The following is a 23,368-nucleotide window of genomic DNA, read 5'->3' as shown; positions in this document are numbered from 1 at the left end:
TTCAGCAAGAAAAAGGGGTTCCTCTCTAAAAAATATCTTAGCGGATAGCAAATAAGTTGTTTCTTTCAGAAATTTATTTATAACTTTGTTATTCCGATAAGTCAGAGGGAAATCCCTTTTTTTATGACTTTCGGTTATACAATAAACAGTAAACTATGGACGATTTTAGAAAGTATGCAACAAAGCATTTGCGGATGAACAGTAACGCACTGGATAGTTATATGAATATCACCAGCAGTTATATTTCTCCGACAATTATTGAAGAGCGCCAGCTGAATGTTGCGCAGATGGACGTGTTTTCCCGTTTGATGATGGATCGTATTATCTTCCTGGGAACACAGGTCGACGATTATTCGGCCAATGTGATTCAGGCGCAATTATTATATCTGGATTCCAGCGATCCCGGCAAAGATATATCTATTTATATTAATTCGCCGGGCGGTTCGGTATATGCAGGTTATGGTATTTATGATACCATGCAGTTTATCGGATGTGATGTTTCTACTATCTGTACAGGTATGGCCGCTTCTTTTGCCGCCGTATTGCTGGTAGCCGGAACGAAGGGCAAACGTATGGCTTTGCCGCATTCTCGCGTGATGATCCACCAACCTCTGGGCGGTGTACAGGGACAAGCTTCGGATATCGAGATTACTGCTCGTGAAATCCTGAAGGTAAAGAAAGAACTGTATACTATTATTTCAACTCACTCAGGAAAACCTTATGAAGAGGTAGAACGCGATAGCGATCGCGACTACTGGATGACTGCCGAAGAAGCGAAAGCTTATGGAATGGTAGACGAGATCCTGGTCCGTAATAGTAAATAACAAACATAGAGACAAGGCCTTTGCGCCTTGTCTTTTTCGACAAATAAATAAACAAAATATCTATGGCCAAAACAGGCGACGTTTGTACGTTTTGTGGGAGAAGCAGTCGGGACGTTAATATGCTGATAAATGGGATATCCGGTGCCATCTGTGATGAATGCGCACAGCAAGCGTATGAAATTGTAAAAGAACAACAGCCTGCCAGGAAAAGTTCTCTGGGACTTGACCAGGCGGAACTGCCGAAACCGGAGGATATAAAAAACTTTCTGGATCAATATGTGATCGGACAGGATGACGCCAAGCGTTACCTTTCTGTTTCGGTGTATAACCATTACAAACGATTACTCCAGAAAGTCACTTCGGATGACGTGGAGATCGAGAAATCTAATATTATTATGGTCGGCGCAACCGGTACGGGAAAAACCCTGCTGGCTCGTACGATCGCAAAATTACTGCATGTGCCGTTTGCTATCGTGGATGCTACGGTACTGACCGAAGCCGGTTATGTGGGAGAAGATATTGAAAGTATTCTGACCCGTCTGTTGCAGGCTGCCGATTATGACGTGGATGCAGCCCAACGGGGAATTGTATTTATTGATGAGATAGATAAGATCGCGCGTAAAAGTGACAATCCGTCTATAACCCGTGATGTAAGTGGAGAAGGAGTACAGCAGGGTTTGCTGAAGCTACTGGAAGGTTCGATCGTGAACGTACCTCCCCAGGGCGGAAGAAAGCATCCGGAACAGAAAATGATAGCGGTAGATACTAAAAATATTCTTTTTGTCTGTGGCGGAGCATTTGACGGTATCGAGAAGAAAATTGCACAACGTCTGAACACTCGTGTTGTGGGATATTCTGCCAGCAAGGATACTGCTCAGGTGGACAGGAATAACTTCCTGAAATACATTACGCCAACCGACCTGAAGTCGTTCGGGCTGATTCCGGAGATCATCGGCCGTCTGCCTATTCTGACTTATCTGAACCCGCTTGACCGGAGCACGCTTCGCAGCATTCTGACAGAGCCGAAGAATTCGATCATCAAGCAGTATGTCAAATTGTTTGAGATGGATTCCATTAAACTGACGTTTGATGAAGACGTTTACGAATATATTGTAGATAAAGCTTTGGAATTTAAGCTGGGAGCCCGTGGCCTGCGTTCGATCGTAGAGGCTATCATGATGGATGCTATGTTCAGCATGCCGTCTGAGAAGAAGAAGAAACTCCATGTAACATTGGAGTATGCGAAGGAGAAGTTTGAAAAATCAGATGTAAACCGTTTGCAGATAGCGTAATGCCTGCGGTTTGTAAAATATAATAAGTATGGCGAAGAAGGATAGTTTAACTGAGCATTTAAAGACTCATTTTGGTTTTGATACCTTTAAAGGGAATCAGAAAGCAATCATTGAAAATGTGCTGGCCGGGAATGATACCTTTGTGTTGATGCCCACCGGCGGGGGCAAGTCCCTCTGTTACCAGTTGCCTTCTATAATGATGGAAGGTACTGCGATCGTTATATCTCCCCTGATTGCTTTGATGAAGAACCAGGTGGATGCCATGCGTAATTTTAGTGAAGAAGACGGAGTCGCTCATTTTATTAACTCTTCACTGAATAAGTCGGCGATCGACCAGGTGAAGGCTGATATAATGGCTGGCCGCACAAAATTATTGTATGTTGCTCCCGAGTCGCTGACTAAAGAGGAGAATGTCGAATTTTTGCGTAATGTGAATATTTCGTTTTATGCAGTAGATGAGGCGCATTGTATTTCAGAATGGGGACATGATTTCCGTCCGGAATATCGCCGGATACGTCCTATCATCAATGAAATAGGCAAGCGTCCGCTGATTGCGCTGACGGCAACGGCCACTCCGAAAGTTCAGCACGATATCCAGAAAAACCTGGGTATGATTGATGCCTCAGTTTTCAAATCCTCCTTTAACCGTTCTAATTTATATTACGAAGTTCGTCCGAAGGATGAAAATGTAGACCGCGAGATCATTAAATATATTAAGGCCAACGAAGGTAAATCGGGTATTGTCTATTGTCTGAGCCGCAAGAAGGTGGAAGAGTTTGCCGATATTCTGAAAGCGAACGGTATCAAAGCGCTTGCGTATCATGCCGGAATGGATTCAGGGCAACGGTCGGCCAATCAGGATGCATTCCTGTTGGAAAAAGCCGACGTTATCGTGGCTACTATCGCATTCGGTATGGGTATCGATAAGCCGGACGTACGTTATGTCATTCATTATGATATCCCGAAGAGCCTCGAAGGTTATTACCAGGAAACAGGTCGTGCCGGCCGTGATGGTGGCGAAGGCCAGTGTATTGCCTTTTATGCATACAAAGATTTGCAGAAGCTGGAGAAATTCATGCAGGGAAAGCCTGTAGCGGAACAGGAAATCGGTAAGCAACTGTTGCTTGAAACAGCGGCTTATGCCGAAACTTCCGTATGCCGTCGCAAAGTCTTGTTGCATTATTTCGGTGAGGAATACCTGGAAGAAAATTGTGGAAATTGTGATAATTGTTTGAACCCCAAAAAGCAAGTGGAAGCGAAAGAATTATTGAGTGCGGTACTTGAAGTGATAAGTACTTTGAAAGAAAAATTTAAGGCAGATTATATTGTCAACATGTTGGTCGGTAACGAGACCTCCGAAATTCAATCTTACAAACACAATGAACTGGAAGTCTTCGGTTCGGGAACGGACGAAGACGACAAGACCTGGAACGCAGTGATCCGTCAGGCGCTGATTGCCGGTTATCTGACAAAGGATATCGAAAACTATGGCCTGCTGAAAATCTCTCCGAAGGGAAAAGATTTCATGAAGAAGCCGGTGTCTTTCAAAATAACAAAGGATAACGAGTTTGAGGAAGAGGAAGAATCTGAAGTGCCGGTACGTGGCGGAGCAACCTGTGCGGTTGACCCGGTCCTTTATTCTATGATGAAGGATTTGCGTAAGAAGCTGTCCAAGCGATTGGAAGTTCCTCCTTTTGTGATTTTCCAGGATCCGTCGCTTGAGGCGATGGCTACCACTTATCCGGTGACTCTGGATGAGTTGCAGAATATTCCCGGTGTCGGTGCCGGTAAGGCAAAACGTTACGGACAGGAATTCATTACACTGATCAAAAAACACGTAGAAGAAAATGAGATCGAACGTCCGGAAGACTTGCGTGTTCGTACGGTTGCAAACAAGTCGAAACTGAAAGTCTCCATTATCCAGCGTATTGATCGCAAAGTCGCTCTGGATGAGATAGCGTTGACAAACGGTCTTGAATTCAACGAACTGCTGGATGAGATCGAAGCGATCGTTTATTCGGGAACACGTATCAATATCGATTACTTTGTAAACGATGTGATGGACGAAGATCATGTGGAAGATATCTATGAATATTTCAAAGATTCCGAAACGGATGATCTGGAAGATGCGATCGAAGAGTTGGGCGGTGATTATACAGAAGAAGAGATCCGTCTGGTACGCATAAAATTCTTATCGGAAATGGCAAATTAATAATATGCCGATAGGGTTAATATGCCAATATGCCAATAGAGATAATATATCGTTGTTTTTTATTGGCACATTGGCATATTGTTTTATTGGCATATTATTCGTATATTTGCGCGCAATAATTTTTAAAGCATACGTTTTATGTCATTTATTGCAGACAGGTTAGTTATGGACGGATTAACATTCGATGATGTATTGTTGATCCCCGCTTACTCAGAAGTTCTTCCCCGAAATGTCGACCTTACGACAAAGTTTTCACGAAACATTACATTGAATATCCCGATGGTATCGGCCGCTATGGATACGGTTACCGAGGCAAAGATGGCAATCGCTATTGCCCGCGAAGGTGGTATCGGTGTTATTCATAAGAACATGACGATCGCAGAACAGGCTAAGCAGGTTCAAAGCGTTAAGCGTGCTGAAAACGGAATGATCTATGATCCCGTAACAATCACGAAGGGAAAACGTGTGGCCGATGCGTTGGCTATGATGGCAGAATATAAGATCGGCGGTATACCTGTTGTGGATGAAGGCGGTTATCTGGTCGGAATCGTTACCAACCGTGACCTTCGTTTTGAAAGAGACATGAACCGTTCGATCGACGAGGTGATGACGAAGGAAAACCTGGTCGTGACAGATCAGTCTACAGACCTGGAAGCAGCAGCCCAGATCCTTCAGCAACACAAGATTGAAAAGCTGCCGGTGGTGGACAGCCATAATAAGCTGATCGGACTTGTTACCTATAAAGATATCACTAAAGCAAAAGATAAACCTTCAGCCTGCAAAGATGCCAAAGGCCGCTTACGTGTGGCTGCCGGTGTGGGTGTGACATTCAATACATTTGAACGTGTGGCTGCATTGGTAGAGGCTGGTGCCGATGCCTTGGTTATCGACACGGCTCACGGACATTCCAAAGGTGTGGTCGATGTGTTGAAACAAATTAAAGCACAGTATCCGGGTATCGATTGCGTGGTTGGTAATATTGCTACGGGCGATGCTGCCAGATATCTGGCAGATGCCGGAGCAGATGCCGTTAAGGTAGGAATCGGACCGGGGTCTATCTGTACGACCCGTGTTATTGCCGGAGTCGGTGTTCCCCAGTTGTCTGCAATCTATGATGTTGCAAAAGCATTGAAGGGTACAGGTATTCCTCTGATTGCCGATGGCGGATTGCGTTATTCCGGTGATATCGTGAAGGCGATTGCTGCCGGCGGATCATCCGTGATGATGGGTTCCTTGCTGGCCGGAGTGGAAGAATCACCGGGTGAAACGATCATTTTCAACGGACGTAAGTTTAAATCCTATCGTGGTATGGGATCGCTGGAAGCGATGCAGAAAGGATCGAAAGACCGTTATTTCCAGGATGTGGAAGACGATGTGAAGAAACTTGTGCCGGAAGGTATTGCCGCGCGTGTTCCTTATAAAGGTTCTTTATTCGAAGTGATCTACCAGATGGTTGGCGGGTTGCGTGCCGGTATGGGATATTGCGGAGCGCATAATATTGAAGAACTGCATCAGGCTAAATTCACCCGCATTACCAATGCCGGTGTACAGGAAAGTCATCCGCATGACGTGGCAATTACACAGGAAGCGCCCAATTATAGCCGTGGCGAATAATAAATGTGCATAAATCCCGTTATATAAAAAACACTAATTTAATCGGATAGCATACTTTTTGGGGATGCTATCCGTTAGATTAGTGTTATTTTTGTAATGTGTACGTAGTATGATAAACGGAATTTTGATGAAAAAGTTGCTTGTATTATCTTTAGTATTCGCTTGTTTAACCGGAGAAGCCGCTAATAAGGCTGATTCTGTAGTGATGACTGTGGCCGGAAAACAGGTATCTCTGGATGAATTTGTTTTTATGGCCAGAAAGAATGGTGAAGTTAATTTATCTGATCGTAAGTCATTGGAAAATTATGTGGAACTGTATAAAAACTTTAAGTTGAAAGTTGTCGATGCAGAAACCGCCGGTCTCGACAAGACAAAAGATTTTACCGATGAACTGGAAGGATACCGCGCTCAGCTGACATCAAGTTACTTATCTGACAGAGACGGGGAAGAAGCAGCTCTCCGTGTGGAATATGACCGTTTGGGCGAAGTGCTGGAATTGAGTCATATTTTATTCCGTCTGCCGGGAAAGACTCTTTCAAGGGATACGCTCGCTGTTTATGAAAAGGCGATGAAAGTCTATGAACGTATAAAAAACGGGGAAGACATGGCAACCGTTGGTCAGGAGCTGGCAAAGCAGGACTCTACCAAACAGACCGGATATGAATATGCACGTTGTCTGTTGCCTATGCAGACGATCAAAGCGTTCGAGAATTATGCTTATTCTATGAAACCGGGTGAATTATCCATGCCGGTACGTACTACGCTGGGATATCATATTATTAAACTACATAGCCGCAAACCCAATCCGGGGATGCGCCGTGTTGCCCATATTCTGATCCCTTTCCAGAAAGATTCGGTAACTCGCAGTGATAGTGAAACGTTGGCTTTGGCTGAAGAGGTTTATCAGAAAATACAAGGCGGAGCAGACTTCGGACAGTTAGCAGAAGAAAATTCTTCGGATGCCGCTTCGGCACGCAAAGGGGGAGTGCTTCCCTGGTTCGGTGTCGGAGAAATGGTGGAACCTTTTGAAAAAGGTGCATTTGCTTTAAATACTCCGGGAGAAGTGTCTAAACCTGTTAAAACACGGTTCGGTTATCATATTATTAAATTGCTCGACAAGGGAGGCATCCCATCTTTTGAAGAAAAGAAGAAATCATGGTCCCGTGTGATGGCACAGGGTGAACGTAATTTCGAATATTATAAGGCGTTCGATGAACGTCTGAAAAAAGAGTATGGGTATGTGTTCTATCCGGAGGCTTATGCCGAACTGGTCGCTTTGTGCAATGATCATTTTCCTTCCGACAAGGACTTCTACGAAAAGGCCAAGGATATGAATAAGACATTGATCCATCTGGTGGATACGGATTTCCCACAGAGCGAATTCGCTTATTATATCCAGCGTTGTCCGTTCTCGACAAAAACGTATGCCGGTGATTTTATGCAGGAAGTGTTCGATCTGTTCATTCGTGATATTGTGACAACAACCGAGCGCAAGAATTTGGAAACTAAGCATCCTGAATTTACACATCTGATGCAGGAATATCGGGATGGTATCCTGTTGTTCAATATCAGTAATCAGAAAGTGTGGAGCAAGCCAGCTGCTGAACAGCCGGAGTTGGAAAAAGCCTGGTTGCAGGAGCTGAATAAGGAATATCCTGTTACGATTAACTGGAAATTGTTGAAAAAACTAAAGAAATAAGAAAGAGAAGGTTATGAAGTATTGCTTCATTTTTATAGCATTCGTATCTTTGCTGTGTTCTTGTAAGCGAACCCAGCAAACCGACGATGCGGATGTGCTGGTAAGAGTGAAGGACCGGACGTTGAAACGTTCGGAAGTGGTTAGTCTGATTCCGCGGGGGACGTCCTCTGCGGATAGTTTGTTGTTAGCCGAAAGCTTTGTAAAGAAATGGGTAAAGGATGCCCTGGTTTACGAAGTTGCCCAGCGAAACCTGGGGGACGAAAAAGAAGAGGTCGACAAGCTGGTAGAAGAATACCGCCACTCGCTGATTCGTTACCGTTATCAGGAGCGCCTGATCAAAGAGAAATTGTCGGCTGATATCCGCGAAAGCGATAAGCTGAACTATTATGAGGAGAATCAGAAAAAGTTTACACTTGATAAAGCCCTGATCAAGGGACTTTTCCTGAAAATACCGGTGGATGCCCCCGGTTTGTCGGAGGTAAAAGGGTGGTACAAATCGACTTCTGAAGCCTCTTTAGAAAAAATTGAGAAGTATAGTGTGCAAAATGCCACTATTTATGACTACTTTTACGACAAATGGGTGGATTTTGACGAGGTGATGGATAATATACCTGTCCATGTATCCAACTCAACAGCTTATCTGAAGGCGAATAAGTTTGTGGAAGTAGCCGATAGTAGTTATTGCTATCTGCTGAATATCAAAGAGTATCTACCGGAGGGAAGCGTGGCGCCTTATGATTATGCGAGTTCGCAAATCACGGAGATGCTGATCAATCAGCGGAAAGTAGATTTTTTGAAGACGTTTGAAGAAGAATTATATAAAGATGGAATCAGAGGAGGTGATGTAAAGTTTTTTACTGAACCGTAATTTGTAATTTATAAAGTAGAAATGATGAAAAAGATTTTAACTGTATTCTTTCTTGCCTGCTTATCTTGTGCGGCAATGGCACAGGATAATGTGATTGATGAGATTGTGTGGGTGGTAGGAGATGATGCTATTTTACGTTCGGACGTAGAAACGCAGCGTTTGTATATGCAAAACGAAGGCGAACGTCTGGATGGTGATCCTTATTGTGTGATTCCGGAACGGATAGCGATACAGAAACTGTACCTGAACCAGGCGAAGATAGACAGTATCGAGGCCAGCGAAAGCCAGGTGATACAGCAGGCTGACCAGTGGATAACTTGGGCAATCAACCAGATCGGATCGAGGGAAAAAGTAGAGGAATATTTCGGAAAGAAAATCTCACAGATCAGGGATGAACAGAAGGAAAAGTTCCGTGAACAGCAGATCGTTTCAGAAATGCAACGCAAGCTGATCGGGGAGATCAAGATGACTCCTTCTGAAATTCGTAAGTTTTATAATCAGTTGTCGAAAGACAGTTTGCCGACTATCCCGACAACAGTGGAAGTCCAGATCATTACTTTCGAACCGAAGATTCCGTTTGATGTGACAGATGCTATCAAAGCACGTCTGCGTGATTTTACGGAACAGATCAACAGCGGTAAGATGGAGTTCTCTACGTTGGCCCGCCTGTATTCCGAAGATCCAGCTTCTGCAGCCCGTGGCGGTGAGATGGGATTTATGAGCAAGACTGACCTGGTGCCGGAGTTTGCCAATGTGGCATTCAACCTTTCTGATCCGAAGCGTGTATCTCAGGTTGTACAGACAGAATACGGATATCATATCATCCAGCTGATCGAGAAACGCGGTAACCGTATCAACTGCCGTCATATCCTGTTAAGACCGAAAGTGTCAGAAAAGGAATTGACGGAAGCGACTGCCCGCATGGACTCATTATATGCGGACTTGCAGGCAAACAAATTCTCGTTTGAGGAAGCTGCAACATTCGTTTCATACGATAAGGATACCCGTAACAACAAAGGGTTGATGGTTAACCAGAATCATGAAGGAAACAATTTCGGTACTCCGAAGTTTGAAATGCAGGAACTTCCCCAGGAAGTCGGTAAAGTGGTATACAACATGCAGGTGGGTGAAATCTCCAAACCGTTTACTATGATTTCCAACAAACAGAAGGAAGTGGTTGCCATCGTTAAATTGAAATCCCGTACGGAACAGCATAAGGCAAATCTTTCTGATGACTTCCAGGCAATGAAGAATATGGTGGAACAACAGAAAAGAGAAGAATTGTTGGATGAGTGGATCAAGAAAAAGCAAAAAACTACGTATGTCCGTATTGCCGAAGGATGGCGTAACTGCGATTTCAAATATCCGGGTTGGGTTAAAGAATGAAGATTGTAAAAAAGTTTTTTCTTACAGGACTGCTTTGTCTGCTGGCTGTTTGTGTTTTTGCACAAACGCAGGATTCCATATCCGTCAAGCAGGGAGAGACTCCTACAGCCGATACGGTCACAACTAAAAAGACACTGGTTTATCTGCTGCATGCCGATACTGTATCCTATGATAAGGAAGTGATGAAGGCTGATGCACAGTTTCTGGAGGGAAATGTCAGTTTCCGGCACGATAGTTCGTATATGTATTGCGACAGTGCATACTTTTTTGAGGCGACTAATTCGCTGGAGGCTTTCAGTAATGTCCGTATGGAACAAGGAGATACTTTGTTTGTATACGGCAATTACTTGTTTTATGACGGGGATACCCAGATTGCTTACCTGCGTGAAAATGTCCGTATGGAGAACGGGCAGGTAACGCTTTTTACCGATAGTTTGAACTATGAGCGTATTCCCGATATCGGTTATTATTTTGACGGCGGTTTGATCGTTGACTCGCTGAATCAGTTGTCCTCTTTCTACGGTCAATATTCTCCGGGCACGAAACTGGCTATATTTAATGATAGTGTGCGTCTGGAGAATCCGAATTTTACACTCTATTCGGATACGCTTCATTACGATACCGAATCGAAGATTGCAACAATACTGGGACCTTCCATCATTGTTTCAGACAGCGGGACGATCCATTCTTCCCGCGGATGGTACAATACGGAAGCTAACACTTCGCTGTTGCTAGACCGTTCCGAAGTTTATTCGGGCAACAGGGTCCTGATCGGCGATTCTATATCATATGACCAGAATGCCGGTTTCGGTGAAGCCTTCGGGAATATGTGCTTGCAGGATACGGCTCAGAAAGTAATGCTGGAGGGACAGTACGGTTTCTATAATGAGCGGACGGAATATGCGTTTGCAACCGACAGTGCCCGTTTCCTTGAATATTCGCAGGGCGACACGTTATATCTGCATGCCGATACGCTGGAAATGATGTCGATCGATTCGACGGCCCGCGAAATAAAGGCATTTTATGGTGTGCGTTTCTATCGCACCGATATGCAGGGTGTTTGTGATTCCATGCAGTTTAATACGCGTGATTCCATATTATATATGTATAGGGATCCGATTCTGTGGAATGAGCAGTACCAGATATCCGGTGATACGATAGTTATCTATATGAATGACAGTACGATCGATTATGCACATGTGATACAATATGCATTTGCAGTGCAGCATCTCGATTCGACTTATTATAATCAATTGAAAGGGAATGACCTGAAAGCATATTTTGAAGGTCAGGCTGTCCGGCAGATCGATGTCGAAGGGAATGCGGAATCCATCTTTTATCCGTTGGATAACGGTGCGATGATCGGTTTAAATGAAACCAAGAGCGGATTCCTGACAATTTGGGTGAAAGACAATGCGTTGGAACGGCTGAAGATATGGCCCAGTCCGCAGGGAAGTCTTACCCCTATACCCGATCTGAAGCCGGAACAGAAAACACTGAAAGATTTTTATTGGTTTGATTACTTGCGTCCGAAAAATAAAGATGATATTTATCAGGTAGTGAAGAGGAGAGTCGAAGACGCACCGGTTCGAAGCAATAAGTTTAAGCACGAGCAATAGCATTTATTATTAAATTTGTTGAGTTATGGCACTTTTCTCATTTTATAATGTACGTAAACCCCGGCAGTTCAATCATAAACCTATTTATTGGGATCCCCATAAAGAGGCGATGGAAGAACGTGTGCGTAAAATGAAACGCGAGATGGGCATGGAAGAATCGCTGGAAGATTACAAGCCGCAGATCAAAGGAACTTTTATTGAGGGTACTTCGCATCTGAAGAAAAGCCTTGACAGAGGCGACGATGCGCGTAGCCGTAAATATAAGAGCGCAAAACTGATCGTGGGGATCGCAGTCCTGGGTGCTTTACTCTGGTTTTTGTTTTGGTCATGAGCGATATAATTCATTTATTACCCGATAGTATAGCCAATCAGATAGCGGCCGGTGAAGTCATTCAACGGCCTGCTTCCGTTGTAAAGGAACTGGTTGAAAATGCGATCGATGCCGGAGCCGCACATATCCAGGTGAACATTAAGGATGCCGGCCGTACATTGATCCAGGTAGTCGATGACGGGAAAGGTATGTCTGAGACAGATGCCCGTATGGCATTTGAACGGCATGCTACTTCCAAGATATCTTCGGCTGAAGATCTGTTTTCCCTCCATACGATGGGATTTCGCGGAGAGGCGCTGGCTTCTATCGCTGCGGTAGCCCATGTGGAACTGCGTACCCGTTTGAGAGGAACTGAGTTGGGTACGAAGCTATCCATCGCCGGTTCCACATTGGAAGATATTAGCCCCGATGCTTGTACAGAGGGAAGTATTTTTTCGATCAAGAACCTATTCTTTAATGTACCCGCGCGCCGTAAATTCCTGAAATCGAATGAAACGGAGTTCCGTAATATAATCAATGAATTTGAACGTATCGCCCTGGTCAACCCGCAGGTAGCCCTGGTGTTGAACCACAATGATACCGAGATATTTAATTTACCGGAGTCAGGTCTCCGCCAGCGTATTATAAATGTATATGGCAAGAACCTGAACCAGAAGTTGCTTTCTGTGGATGCACAAAGCTCGCTGGTCACTATTTCCGGTTTTGTAGGTCGCCCCGACTCTGCCAAGAAGCGTGGTGCACTGCAATATTTCTTCGTGAACGGACGTTTCATGAAGCATCCCTATTTTCATAAGGCCGTTATGCAGGCTTATGAACAGTTGATCCCTCCCGGCGAACAACCCAATTATTTTATCTATTTCACGCTTGATCCTTCTACGATCGATGTAAATATCCACCCGACTAAGACCGAGATTAAGTTTGAGAACGAGCAGCCTATCTGGCAGATACTGATGGCGGCAACCCGTGAGGCGTTGGCAAAGTCGAGTGCTATCCCTACCATTGATTTTGATGTGGAAGATGCGATAGACATCCCGGTTTACAACCCGGTCAAAGAACCGGACGGATTTAGAGCACCGACCGTGCAGCTTGATTCGGGTTATAATCCCTTCAAGGCATCTTCTACCCCGTCTTCTTATTCTCCGTCTTCGCCATCTCCTTCGTCTTCCGGGAAGTCGGAGTTCGACTGGTCACAACTCTATCAGGGGTTTGAAAGCGACCGCGATGCCGTGCGTAAAGATTTGGAAATGATGGGAGAGGTGATTGAGACGGATGCTGATGAGAAGCCGGAACCGATAGCTTCTGTTGTTGGAGGCGAAGCCTTGTTTGCCGAAACGACTACTCCATGCTATCAGTACAAAGGTCGTTATATCGTTACTTCACTGAAGTCCGGCCTGGCCCTGATCGACCAGTACAGAGCTCATGTACGTATCTTGTTCGACCAGTATCTGAATAATATGCGACAGCAGAAAGGTGCATCGCAGCAGGTTCTTTTCCCCGAAATCATTGAGTTCACGGCAGCAGAAGCTGCTGTCTTGCCTGTTCTGTTGGAAGATATGCGTTTTATCGGTTTCGACTTGTCGAATCTGGGAAATAACAGTTATGCGATCAACGGCCTGCCTGCCGGACTTGAGAATGTAGACCAGCTGGTTCTGATAAAGGATATTGTCAACCGTGCTATCGAGACAGGATGTGAAGTACATGAAGAGATCTGTGAAGCAATCGCTTTGTCTCTGGCAAAAGCAGCAGCCATCCGTCCGGGTAAAACATTGTCTGCCGACGAGATGGATCACCTGATCGCAACCTTGTTCTCCTGCCCGGATTCCAACCTGACTCCCGACGGAAAGACGATCATTTCCATGCTGACTGACGAAGAACTGGAGAAACGGTTCAGATAAGTAAATAATATAGTATATTTGCTCGTCTAATAACTAAGGAGATGAGTGAGCAGGAGTTCCGCAGCATATACAAGCAGTATCATAAAAAACTATGCTATTTTCTCAATTACTATACTCACGATGAGCAAGCTATTGAGGAAGTTGTACAAGATGTTTTTGTATACCTCTGGAAAGAATCTGACAATTTGAATATAACTTATCTCAAAACCTATCTGTATAGCAGTGCCCGGAATAGGATGTTGAATTATCTACGGAATGAACATACGCGGACGATCATATTGGAGCGATGGGCTCAAATGGAATTGGAGGAAAGACAAGCGCAGGATTGCATTGACCGGGCGGAGTTTTTTTTATTATTACAGGATACGATCGAAGCTCTACCTCCAAAATGTCGGGAAATTTTTTTGATGAGCCGCGATGAGCGAAAAACTTATAAAGAAATTGCGGAAGAGAAAGGTATTTCAGTCAAAACTGTTGAAGCCCAGATGGGTATCGCATTAAAAAGAATAAGAGAAAAGATGCTTTCATCTTATAAAGAAGGAGGGGATATCTTCGTTTTTTTGCTAACTCTGCTATAATTATTCGAAAATCAGAAAAAATATTATTTTGTTTTAAGGGTATTCTTTGATGGGATGTGTCTATTATATAGAAATATAAAAAGATGGATCAGAAAATACCTCATACATTATTGGCGAAACACTTCGTAAACCAAACTTCCGTAGAAGAATCAAAGGAAGTGAGGAGGTGGCGTGCCCAATCACCTGAGAATGAAAAATTGTACCAGGAATATCTACATGAATGGGAAATTGCACATGCTGATTTTTCCCGGTTCGTGCTACCAGATAGTGATAAGATGTGGGGAAACATATTGTCCCGGATCAATGAACCTGTTAAAACAATATTATATACTAAGAAGAAACTTTATAAAGCCATTGCTGTTGCAGCTTCAATTGCTTTATTGGTTGGACTTTCTTTTTCTGTCTGGCTTTCTGCTTATTACCGTTCGGATGGAAATTATTTGGCTGCGGAGGCTGTATTTATTGTTCCTTCCGGACAAAAATCCCAGCTTATATTGCCTGATGGAACGAAAGTTTGGATGAATTCCGATTCAAAATTGACTTACCCGGTAGACTTTTCTAAAAAACGCCGATTGGTAAAATTGGAGGGTGAAGCTTATTTTGATGTCGTACATGATGAGAATAAAAAATTTATAGTGAATACCAGTACGGTCAATGTACTGGTGCACGGTACAAGTTTTTCAGTGACTGATTATCCTGCCGATTCCTTTATTTCAGTGGCTCTGGATAAGGGGAGTGTCTCGGTAGAAACCAGTCGGGAGCGTGATTTACTGACCAGATTGGTGCCGGGGCAGAAAGTGCAGATCGCTAAATCGGATATTAGCTGGAATGTTTCCGCTTTTGATGCAGAGGCTTATAATATCTGGATGTTGAATAAATTACAGTTTAAAGGAGAATCCCTTTACGATGTCTTTAGAAAAATAGAGCGTTGGTATGGGGTTAAGATCAGGTTGGAAAATGAAAATCCGTCTTATTCTTATTGGTTTACTTTGAAAACGGAATCATTGACTGAGATGTTGAATCTGATCAACCAGATAACTCCTATAGACTATAAAATAAACGGAGAGGAGGTGACCATAAGATATAAATAACAGATTCCCCCTTTACTTTTCTATTGGTGTAGTAAAGAAGAGGCATTATGAACCGCTATTCATAATGCCTGCGACCTTCAATATAACTCTTGTTCGAAGATTCTATTCATCGTAATGAATAGAATAGGGAGCTTATATTCAAGGGCAAAGATACGATTTTTATTATAACCTTAAATTTTAAGAAGATGTTTAAGATAAGAAAAACGTTAATTGTTACGTTATTATCAATAATTTTTACCAATGTAGGATTTGCCCAATCCGTGAAAGTGACGTTGTCGCTAAAGAATAGTACCTTGAAAGAGCTTGTCTCTTCCGTTGAAAAACAAACAAACTATACATTTGTTTTTTATAATGAGATCAATTCGGATTTACCTGTCTCTGTTACATCTAATAATGAGGCTCTGAAATCTGTATTGGATAAAGTTCTACCTCCGCTTGAAATCTCTTTTGAAGTTTCAGGGAATCATTTGATCCTGAAAAAAGCAATGGAACGGACTCTGAAAAAAGTGAGTGGATTTGTCAAAGACGATAGTGGAGAAGGTATTATTGGTGCGAATGTAGTTGAGAAAGGAACAACCAATGGTACGGTTACGGATATGAACGGATATTTTGAATTCTCAGTTGCTGCTGATGCTGTTTTACAGGTTACATATATTGGTTATAACCCGAAAGAAGTTTCTGCAAGTTCCCGGCAGCCGGTAGCTATTCAATTAGAAGAAGATTCAAAACAAATAGAAGAGATTGTCGTTATAGGATATGGTACACAGAAAAAGATATCTGTTACCGGATCTGTTGTTTCATTGAAGGGGGACGAGGTAATGAAAAGTCCGTCGATTAATGTAGCCAATTCTTTGATCGGACGTTTACCTGGTGTTATTATAAATAACCGTTCAGGAGAGCCTGGCAGAGACGATCCGTCCATTTTTATCCGTGGTAAAAGTACGACGGGCGACTCTTCTCCTTTAGTCCTGATCGATGGTGTGGAACGTGGAGGTTTAGGCGAAATAAATCCCAATGATATCGAAAATATTTCAGTGTTGAAAGATGCCTCTGCAGCGATTTATGGAGCAAGAGCTGCCAATGGTGTTTTACTGGTGACTACGAAACGTGGGAACACCATGAAACCCTCTGTAAGTTTCTCTTATAATCAGGGATTTTCGGAATCGACGCGTACACCAAAGATGGCAGACTCTTATACTTATGCTAAAGTATATAATGAAATAGAGGAAGGAGAAGGACGTGCTCCGAGATATACTGCAGAAGAACTGGAAAAATACAGAAACGGTTCGGATCCAGATTATCCGAACACGGACTGGTATGGCTTTATCACCAAGAAGTTAACTCCGCAACATCGTGTAAATTTGTCAGTATCAGGTGGTAATGAACGTTTGAAATATTATTTATCGTTGGGTGAGTCACATCAGAGCGGACATTATAAAAATGGGACAACAGATGTCAGATTATATAATTTACGTTCCAATATTGATGTTCAGGTTACTAAATATCTTCAGGTAGGAATGAACCTGGCAGGAAAGGTCGATGATAATCATTATCCGTATTTCTCGACGAATGAGACATATAGTCATATCTTTTTATATTTGCCCAGTTGGCAGCCTTATTGGCCCGGGACGGACAAGTTAATGCCAAACCGGGGAAGTGAAAATATCATGAATATGGTAAGCGACGCTGGTGGAACACGGGATATAAAGACTACAGCTCTTCAGAGTACGGTTTCTTTTAAACTGGATATCCCTTGGGTGAAAGGTTTGTGGCTGGACGGTAGTGCCAGTTATGATGCAGGTTATGTCTTTACCAAAGATTTTCAGACACCTGATTATGTTTATTATAAGGATGAAAAGACAGGTGAACTGTATAAAGGACGTTCCGGTATGGGAAGCGATAAGGCCAATCTTTCTGAGAAGTATGAGAATCCGACTAATTTGTACATGACTGCAAAGTTGAACTATGATCATACCTTTGGTGTTCATCATGTTGGTGCCATGGTCGGTTATGAACAAAGTGAAACAAAAGGAAATTATCTTCAGGCCTATAGAGGGGATTATGTTTCCATTTCAATACCGGAGATCTTTGCCGGAAGCAGTGATAAAAACAAACAAAGTAATGATGGGAGTTCGTCACAAACGGCGAGGCAAAATATTTTCGGACGTTTGTCTTATGATTACGCTGGGAAATATTTGGCCCAGTTCACTTTCCGTCGGGATGGATCTCCTAATTTTCCGGAAAACAAACGATATGGATTCTTCCCTGGCTTTTCTTTAGGGTGGAGAATCTCGGAAGAACCGTTTATGAAGAATTTGCTTTTCCTGGATAACCTGAAGATACGCGGCTCTTATGGCAAAATGGGGAACGATCAGGTTGGGGCTTATCAGTATCTGACGACTTATAGTTATGGTAGCAACTATGTAATAGGGAAGAATGATGTAACCGGGTTAGTTCAAAACGGTGTACCCAATCCTAATATCACCTGGGAAGTTGCCAAGACAACCAATATTGGTTTTGATTCTCGTTTATGGAATGGTCTGTTAGGAATTGAGTTTGATTATTTTAAAACCAGACGTTCCAATATATTGACGAAGCGTTCTGCTATTATTCCGGATTATACAGGATTGAAGTTGCCGGATGAGAATATCGGTATAGTAGATAATAAAGGTTTTGAAATGATCGTTTCCCATGAGAACTATTCAAATCCTCTGAAATATCGGTTGTCTGCTAATGTGTCTTTTGCTCGTAATAAAGTTGTTTTCAGTGATGAGCAACCTGCGGCTGAGCCCTATCAGTATGCAACCGGTCGCCCGATCGGATCGGGATTGTACTATAATGCAATTGGTATTTTTGAATCGGAAGAGCAGATAGAGTCATTGCCTCATTTATTGAATACACAACCGGGAGATATCATTTATGAAGATGTCAACAAAGATGGTCAGATTGATTCAAGGGACCGTATCCGTGTGAACCAGACTAATACTCCTGAAATAGTTTATTCTTTTAATGCGAATTTCGAATATAAGGGATTCGACCTCTCGTTGCTGTTCCAGGGACAGGAGAATGCAAAACAATATTTCGGAAGTTATTTTCCGGTAATGAGTTATTCATTGGGAAACTTTATGGAATGGCGTGCCAAGGATAGGTGGGCACCAGAAAATACAAAGGCTTCTATGCCGAGAGGTAGTTCGAGTATGTGGAATAATAATACGGAAGCTTCGACCCAATGGCTGTTGAATGCCGGTTTTCTTCGTTTGAAAAATCTGGAATTCGGTTATACGCTACCTGCTTCTATCTGTGAGAAGTTATGGGTAAAGAATCTGCGCGTTTCTTTTAGTGCCAATAATCTCTTTATTATTTACGATCATATGAAGGAATTGGGATTTGATCCGGAAACAACAGACTTTTGGTATTACCCGCAACAGCGTACCTATAACTTTGGCGTAAATGTAACATTCTAAATACTATTTGATATGAAAAAGATAATTTATATATTAGTGGCTATTTTAGCTTTGAACTCATGTGATGTGCTGGACATGAAACCTCTGGATAAAGTTTCGGATGCTGATGTATGGGAAGACAGTGCATTGATAGAACTTTATGTGAATGCTTCTTATAATTCTATCAATCATGAATTTAGTCAGCATATGTTAAGTGATGCGAGTGACGAAACTTATTGTATTCATAATTGGGCTAATTTCTGGGTGATTCAAAAAGGAGAAATGACTTCTGATAACGTAACGGGTATTTCAGAGAAGATTAATTATTGGAAGTCTGCATATAGTAACATCCGTACGATCAATGTTTTCTTTGACCGGATTGATGATGCTCCGGTTGAGACAGATCTAAAAAACAGAATGAAAGGCGAGATGAAATTTATCCGTGCCTGGATCTATGCGAATCTGATTTGGCGTTATGGCGATGTTCCCCTGATCACAGACTTGTTCGAGTTGAATCAGGATTATAAGGTGAAACGTGATTCTTATAGCGATTGTGTGGATTTCATTACAAAAGAACTGGATGAAGCGATGACTTGGTTACCTGCAAAATCGAGCAGTGAAACGTTGGGACGTGCTACAGGGGATGCTTGTAAGGCTTTAAAAGCGAGAGTTCTATTATATGCTGCCAGCGAGCAGAATAATCCTTCCCATTCAAAAGAAAAATGGGAAGCAGCGGCAGAAGCGACAAAGGCCGTATTGGATGCCGGATATAGTTTGGGTAATGATTATCAGTCTGTCTTCCTGGAAGATAATGATGAAATAATCTTTGCGCGTTACTTTACGCAGGCCAATTCTACCGACTTTATGCTGTTTAACGGTCGGAATGGTTCAAATGGATGGACCGGAGAGAACCCGACGCAGAATCTGGTGAATGCTTATGAGATGACAAATGGTGAATTACCATATCTGAATGAGGAATTGCCGTTGAAGATAAATCCGGCTTCCGGCTATGATGAGTCGAATCCATATGCCGGACGTGATCCGCGTCTGGATGCTTCGATCTTGCATGATGGTTCTATGTGGGCCGGACGGGAGACAGAAACCTGGCACGGCGGACTTGATTCACCGGAGAGTAGCATCGGTTCATGGAATGCCTCGAAGACGGCTTATGCGTTTAAAAAGTTCATGGTCGAATCCATTCCGCCCTCAGGGTCATCCGTAAAACCTGAAAATCCCTGGATATTCTTCCGGTTAGCAGAATTTTATCTGAATTATGCAGAGATCATGTATGAGTTGGGCAATGAGGAACAAGCCCGTGAATATGTTAATAAGGTACGTGCCCGTCAAAGTGTGAATATGCCGCCTGTTACCGCTTCCGGCGAAAAGCTGAGAGATAAGATACGGAATGAACGTCGTGTGGAGCTTGCTTTTGAAGGACATCGCTTTTTTGATGTAAGAAGATGGTGTATTGCTGATGAAACAGAGAATAGGGACCTATTGGCAATGAATATTCAAAAGCAGGCAGATGGTACTAAAACATATGAAGTTACAATGTTATTGAAGCGGTCGTTTTTAGAGCAACATAAACTGGTTCCTATTCCTCGTACGGAGATAGATAAGAGTGAAGGTTCGCTGGTGCAAAATCCAGGTTATTAATAATAAATTGATTCTCAATGAAAAAACTGATTAGTGTTCTTATTTGTGTTTTGTTTGCAAGTGTAGGCATAAGCGGTCAGGCGAAGATCGACCGCAAAGCTGTTGTTGACAGGCATCGTATCGTGACAACGAAGACCAATCCCCGGAGTCCGGCTCAGGTAGGTAACGGAGAGTTTGCCTTTTCTGTGGATATTACCGGGTTACAGACTTTTGTTCCTTTCAATACGATGTCACAGTGGAGTTGGCATAGTTTTCCTTTGCCGGAGGGTTGTAAGGTGGAGGATTTTAAAAGACTTACGATGGATACGCATGGAAGGGATGTTCCTTATGAGCTTCCAAATCCCGAACAACCGGAACTTTCGGCGTGGCTGGCAGGAAATCCGCACCGTTTTAACCTGGGACGTATCGGATTTAAGTTGACGAAGCCGGATGGTACTCCGGTGACTGAAACCGATTTGTCGGATACCCGACAGGAGGTTGATTTGTGGACAGGCATTATTTACAGTCAGTTTAAACTGGATGGTATCCCCGTATCGGTGAAAACAGCTTGTCACCCTACATCAGATGCAGTTGCAGTTTCCGTGGAAAGTCCTTTGATTCGTAAAGGGCAATTATCGGTATTTCTGGATTTTCCTTATCCTAAAGATGATCAGTTTCAGGACTGTCTGGGAACCTATGACCAACCAGGTGCCCATCAGTCCGTTCTTAAAAAGCAAGAGAAAGACCGGGTACTGATCGCCAGAAACATGGACGATATACATTACTATACAGCATTGAGATGGACATCTCCGGCACGCCTTGAACAGGCAGCCGGGGATAGTCCCCATCATTTTGAACTCTGTCCTGAAAATACCGATCGGCTTGAATTCTCCTGCCTTTATTCCCGTGAGGAAACCAATGGAGGGTTGGTTGCGGACCAGATATTCAGGGAAAGTTCCGCTGGTTGGAAATCTTTCTGGGAATCGGGAGCGGCAATCGACCTGTCTGCCAGTAAAGATCTTCGCTGGAAAGAATTGGAGAGAAGGATCGTATTGTCCCAATTCGTAATGAAGATAAATGAGGCAGGTTCGCTTCCTCCTCAGGAAAGCGGACTGGTCAATAATGGCTGGTACGGACGTTTTCATTTTGAAATGATCTGGTGGCATGGTGTTCATTATGCGTTATGGAACCGTTGGAACTTGCTGGATAAATCGCTTTCCGTTTACCGTGATTATTTGCCGACTTCCATAGAGAGGGCTAAAAGACAGGGGTACCAGGGTGCCCGTTGGCCGAAATGTACGGCTGATTTTGATCGTGAATGGCCTAACCTGATACATGCGACACTGATCTGGCAACAACCCCATCCGATTTATTTTGCAGAGTTGGATTATAGATTGCATCCTACCCGGGAAACCCTGGAGAAATGGAAACAGGTTATTTTCGGTACGGCTGATTTTATGACCGATTATGCTTTCTATGTGAAAGATAGGGATCAGTATGTCTTAGGTCCTCCTGTATTTATTGTTTCTGAAAATACAAAGCCGGAAGAAACGATGAATCCGGCCTTTGAACTGAGTTATTGGAAATTCGGTTTACGGGTAGCCAACGAATGGCGTAAACGTCTTTCACTTCCGGTAGAGGAAAACTGGAAGCTTGTTGAAGAAAAATTGTCTCCGCTGCCGGTTGAAGACGGTGTATATGTGACTCATGAAGGTATTCGGGATATGTGGACCAAGTATGCTTTTGAACATCCGGCTTTGATCGGAACCTATGGCATGTTACCGGGAGACGGAGTCGATATCTCTGTTATGGATAAAACATTATCCAAAGTTCATAATACCTGGAAGTTGAATGATACATGGGGATGGGATTTTCCTATGCTTGCCATGTGTGCGGCCCGTTTATCCCATCCGGATAAGGCTGTCGACTATTTGTTAAATTATCCGGCCTTCGACTTCGACGAACATGGTCTTGTTGGAGGAGGAAGGGCTCCTTTCCCTTATTTTCCCGGTAACGGTGGATTACTCACGGCTGTTGCCATGATGGCAGGGGGATGGGACGGTTGTCCGGCTATTAACGCTCCGGGTTTTCCAAAAGATGGTTCGTGGACTGTAAAATATGAAGGTTTTAATAAATCACTGTAAGTAGATACGGTGTTTATCCTTTCAGCTTTCAGCCACCTTTCAGCCTTGTAAAACAACATGTAGGGATGAAGGGTGGCTGATTTGTCTTATTTTTTGTAGTTCCCGGGCACAGGTACATAAATCGGGAATCTATCTAATCCTTCTTTCTTTAATTTCCCGGCTTTTACCATTTCTGTCAGACGACGATTGGCTGTCCCTTTCGTAAATCTGCAAACTTGCTGGAACTCCAGGCGGGTGATATATTCATGGGTTGAGAAATAGATGGTTAATAAGTTGTCAATTTCTGTTTCCGAGCGACTTTTCGAATGATTTTTATGTGCTGCCCTGACAAACCGGGTGGTACTCAATTCCTTTTTTAACGCTATTTCCGGACGAAACGCCACCGACTTGAACTGGATGGATTCGGCCCGTATCTCTTTCGGGTCTTTTATAGGAGGACATTGCAGTGTCATTTCCAAATAACCCAATCCTTTGATATGTATTCTTTTTCCTTGTTTCAGATTACGGATGATCGCTTTGCTTAGCATGGTTATAGTTGCTTCTACATCACCGGTTGTCAGGCTGCTGGCATCGTGTATCTCTTCTGAGAGCATTTCGGTGGTGATAACTCCTCGCGGCACAATCCGGGCATGCAGGCGTGGTTTGCGGTTACTCCCTTTCGGTATGGGGTTTTTATAGAAGTCGTATTCTGCTGACATATTCTTACTTGTTTAATGAATAACTCCTGTTTAAATGCT

Annotated in this window: 16 protein-coding genes; 15 read left to right on the top strand and 1 reads right to left on the bottom strand. The window is 43.3% G+C overall.

Translation table 11 applies throughout. The features are described 5' to 3' along the window. Positions 1-155 precede the first annotated feature (155 nt). The 15 genes from clpP to C825_RS24835 all read left to right on the top strand — a co-directional run bounded on the left by clpP (position 156) and on the right by C825_RS24835 (position 22,631). Positions 156-824, top strand: coding sequence for an ATP-dependent Clp endopeptidase proteolytic subunit ClpP (clpP, locus tag C825_RS24905; RefSeq protein WP_009859577.1), 669 nt, complete (start codon positions 156-158; stop codon positions 822-824). A gap of 62 nt (positions 825-886) precedes the next feature. Then, positions 887-2,116, top strand: a complete 1,230-nt coding sequence (gene clpX, locus C825_RS24900) for an ATP-dependent Clp protease ATP-binding subunit ClpX (RefSeq protein WP_009859576.1) — start codon at positions 887-889, stop codon at positions 2,114-2,116. 28 nt (positions 2,117-2,144) lie between these two features. Further along, complete coding sequence (gene recQ / locus C825_RS24895; RefSeq protein WP_009859575.1) at positions 2,145-4,328, top strand: DNA helicase RecQ; 2,184 nt, start codon at positions 2,145-2,147, stop codon at positions 4,326-4,328. Positions 4,329-4,466: 138 nt separating this feature from the next. Then, positions 4,467-5,942, top strand: coding sequence for an IMP dehydrogenase (guaB, locus tag C825_RS24890; protein ID WP_009859574.1), 1,476 nt, complete (start codon positions 4,467-4,469; stop codon positions 5,940-5,942). A gap of 109 nt (positions 5,943-6,051) precedes the next feature. Next, positions 6,052-7,641 carry a peptidylprolyl isomerase gene (locus C825_RS24885; RefSeq protein WP_009859573.1) on the top strand — a complete coding sequence of 530 codons (1,590 nt, stop codon included), beginning with the start codon at positions 6,052-6,054 and terminating at the stop codon, positions 7,639-7,641. 13 nt (positions 7,642-7,654) lie between these two features. Then, complete coding sequence (locus tag C825_RS24880; protein ID WP_010800560.1) at positions 7,655-8,509, top strand: hypothetical protein; 855 nt, start codon at positions 7,655-7,657, stop codon at positions 8,507-8,509. Between the two features lie 21 nt (positions 8,510-8,530). Further along, positions 8,531-9,895 (top strand): peptidylprolyl isomerase, encoded by a 1,365-nt coding sequence (locus tag C825_RS24875; protein ID WP_009859571.1) that lies wholly within the window; start codon positions 8,531-8,533, stop codon positions 9,893-9,895. Then, on the top strand, positions 9,892-11,514 hold the full coding sequence (locus tag C825_RS24870; protein ID WP_009859570.1) for an OstA-like protein: 1,623 nt from the start codon (positions 9,892-9,894) through the stop codon (positions 11,512-11,514). Before C825_RS24875 ends, C825_RS24870 begins: the two co-directional genes overlap by 4 nt. Before the next feature lie 25 nt (positions 11,515-11,539). Then, entirely contained in the window at positions 11,540-11,845 is a 306-nt protein-coding gene (locus tag C825_RS24865) for a hypothetical protein (protein ID WP_010800559.1), read from the top strand. Continuing rightward, on the top strand, positions 11,842-13,740 hold the full coding sequence (mutL, locus tag C825_RS24860; RefSeq protein ID WP_010800558.1) for a DNA mismatch repair endonuclease MutL: 1,899 nt from the start codon (positions 11,842-11,844) through the stop codon (positions 13,738-13,740). The genes C825_RS24865 and mutL overlap by 4 nt, the downstream gene beginning before the upstream one ends. Before the next feature lie 41 nt (positions 13,741-13,781). Then, a complete protein-coding gene (locus C825_RS24855; protein WP_009859567.1) occupies positions 13,782-14,318 on the top strand; it encodes an RNA polymerase sigma-70 factor in 537 nt (178 codons plus the stop codon). An 83-nt stretch (positions 14,319-14,401) separates the two neighbouring features. After that, positions 14,402-15,409, top strand: coding sequence for a FecR family protein (locus C825_RS24850; RefSeq protein ID WP_010800557.1), 1,008 nt, complete (start codon positions 14,402-14,404; stop codon positions 15,407-15,409). A 185-nt stretch (positions 15,410-15,594) separates the two neighbouring features. Next, positions 15,595-18,873 carry a SusC/RagA family TonB-linked outer membrane protein gene (locus C825_RS24845; protein WP_010800556.1) on the top strand — a complete coding sequence of 1,093 codons (3,279 nt, stop codon included), beginning with the start codon at positions 15,595-15,597 and terminating at the stop codon, positions 18,871-18,873. A gap of 12 nt (positions 18,874-18,885) precedes the next feature. Next, positions 18,886-20,508, top strand: a complete 1,623-nt coding sequence (locus C825_RS24840; protein ID WP_009859563.1) for a RagB/SusD family nutrient uptake outer membrane protein — start codon at positions 18,886-18,888, stop codon at positions 20,506-20,508. 17 nt (positions 20,509-20,525) lie between these two features. Further along, positions 20,526-22,631 (top strand): hypothetical protein, encoded by a 2,106-nt coding sequence (locus tag C825_RS24835; protein WP_010800555.1) that lies wholly within the window; start codon positions 20,526-20,528, stop codon positions 22,629-22,631. A gap of 86 nt (positions 22,632-22,717) precedes the next feature. Here the strand turns inward: C825_RS24835 and C825_RS24830 are convergent, their stop codons facing one another. Continuing rightward, positions 22,718-23,329 (bottom strand): HU family DNA-binding protein, encoded by a 612-nt coding sequence (locus C825_RS24830; RefSeq protein ID WP_009859561.1) that lies wholly within the window; start codon positions 23,327-23,329, stop codon positions 22,718-22,720. Positions 23,330-23,368: the final 39 nt, after the last annotated feature.

The organism is Parabacteroides sp. ASF519 (genome assembly GCF_000364265.2).
GTDB classification, from domain to species: Bacteria; Bacteroidota; Bacteroidia; order Bacteroidales; family Tannerellaceae; genus Parabacteroides; species Parabacteroides goldsteinii.
This window is presented reverse-complemented; position numbering and strand designations above follow the sequence as displayed.

What these genes read in the sequence shown, in the direction of transcription:
- clpP (WP_009859577.1), top strand. Translation starts at nt 156, where the DNA reads ATGGACGATTTTAGAAAGTATGCAACAAAGCATTTGCGGATGAACAGT.
- clpX (WP_009859576.1), top strand. Translation starts at nt 887, where the DNA reads ATGGCCAAAACAGGCGACGTTTGTACGTTTTGTGGGAGAAGCAGTCGG.
- recQ (WP_009859575.1), top strand. Translation starts at nt 2,145, where the DNA reads ATGGCGAAGAAGGATAGTTTAACTGAGCATTTAAAGACTCATTTTGGT.
- guaB (WP_009859574.1), top strand. Translation starts at nt 4,467, where the DNA reads ATGTCATTTATTGCAGACAGGTTAGTTATGGACGGATTAACATTCGAT.
- C825_RS24885 (WP_009859573.1), top strand. Translation starts at nt 6,052, where the DNA reads ATGATAAACGGAATTTTGATGAAAAAGTTGCTTGTATTATCTTTAGTA.
- C825_RS24880 (WP_010800560.1), top strand. Translation starts at nt 7,655, where the DNA reads ATGAAGTATTGCTTCATTTTTATAGCATTCGTATCTTTGCTGTGTTCT.
- C825_RS24875 (WP_009859571.1), top strand. Translation starts at nt 8,531, where the DNA reads ATGATGAAAAAGATTTTAACTGTATTCTTTCTTGCCTGCTTATCTTGT.
- C825_RS24870 (WP_009859570.1), top strand. Translation starts at nt 9,892, where the DNA reads ATGAAGATTGTAAAAAAGTTTTTTCTTACAGGACTGCTTTGTCTGCTG.
- C825_RS24865 (WP_010800559.1), top strand. Translation starts at nt 11,540, where the DNA reads ATGGCACTTTTCTCATTTTATAATGTACGTAAACCCCGGCAGTTCAAT.
- mutL (WP_010800558.1), top strand. Translation starts at nt 11,842, where the DNA reads ATGAGCGATATAATTCATTTATTACCCGATAGTATAGCCAATCAGATA.
- C825_RS24855 (WP_009859567.1), top strand. Translation starts at nt 13,782, where the DNA reads ATGAGTGAGCAGGAGTTCCGCAGCATATACAAGCAGTATCATAAAAAA.
- C825_RS24850 (WP_010800557.1), top strand. Translation starts at nt 14,402, where the DNA reads ATGGATCAGAAAATACCTCATACATTATTGGCGAAACACTTCGTAAAC.
- C825_RS24845 (WP_010800556.1), top strand. Translation starts at nt 15,595, where the DNA reads ATGTTTAAGATAAGAAAAACGTTAATTGTTACGTTATTATCAATAATT.
- C825_RS24840 (WP_009859563.1), top strand. Translation starts at nt 18,886, where the DNA reads ATGAAAAAGATAATTTATATATTAGTGGCTATTTTAGCTTTGAACTCA.
- C825_RS24835 (WP_010800555.1), top strand. Translation starts at nt 20,526, where the DNA reads ATGAAAAAACTGATTAGTGTTCTTATTTGTGTTTTGTTTGCAAGTGTA.
- C825_RS24830 (WP_009859561.1), bottom strand. Translation starts at nt 23,329, where the DNA reads ATGTCAGCAGAATACGACTTCTATAAAAACCCCATACCGAAAGGGAGT.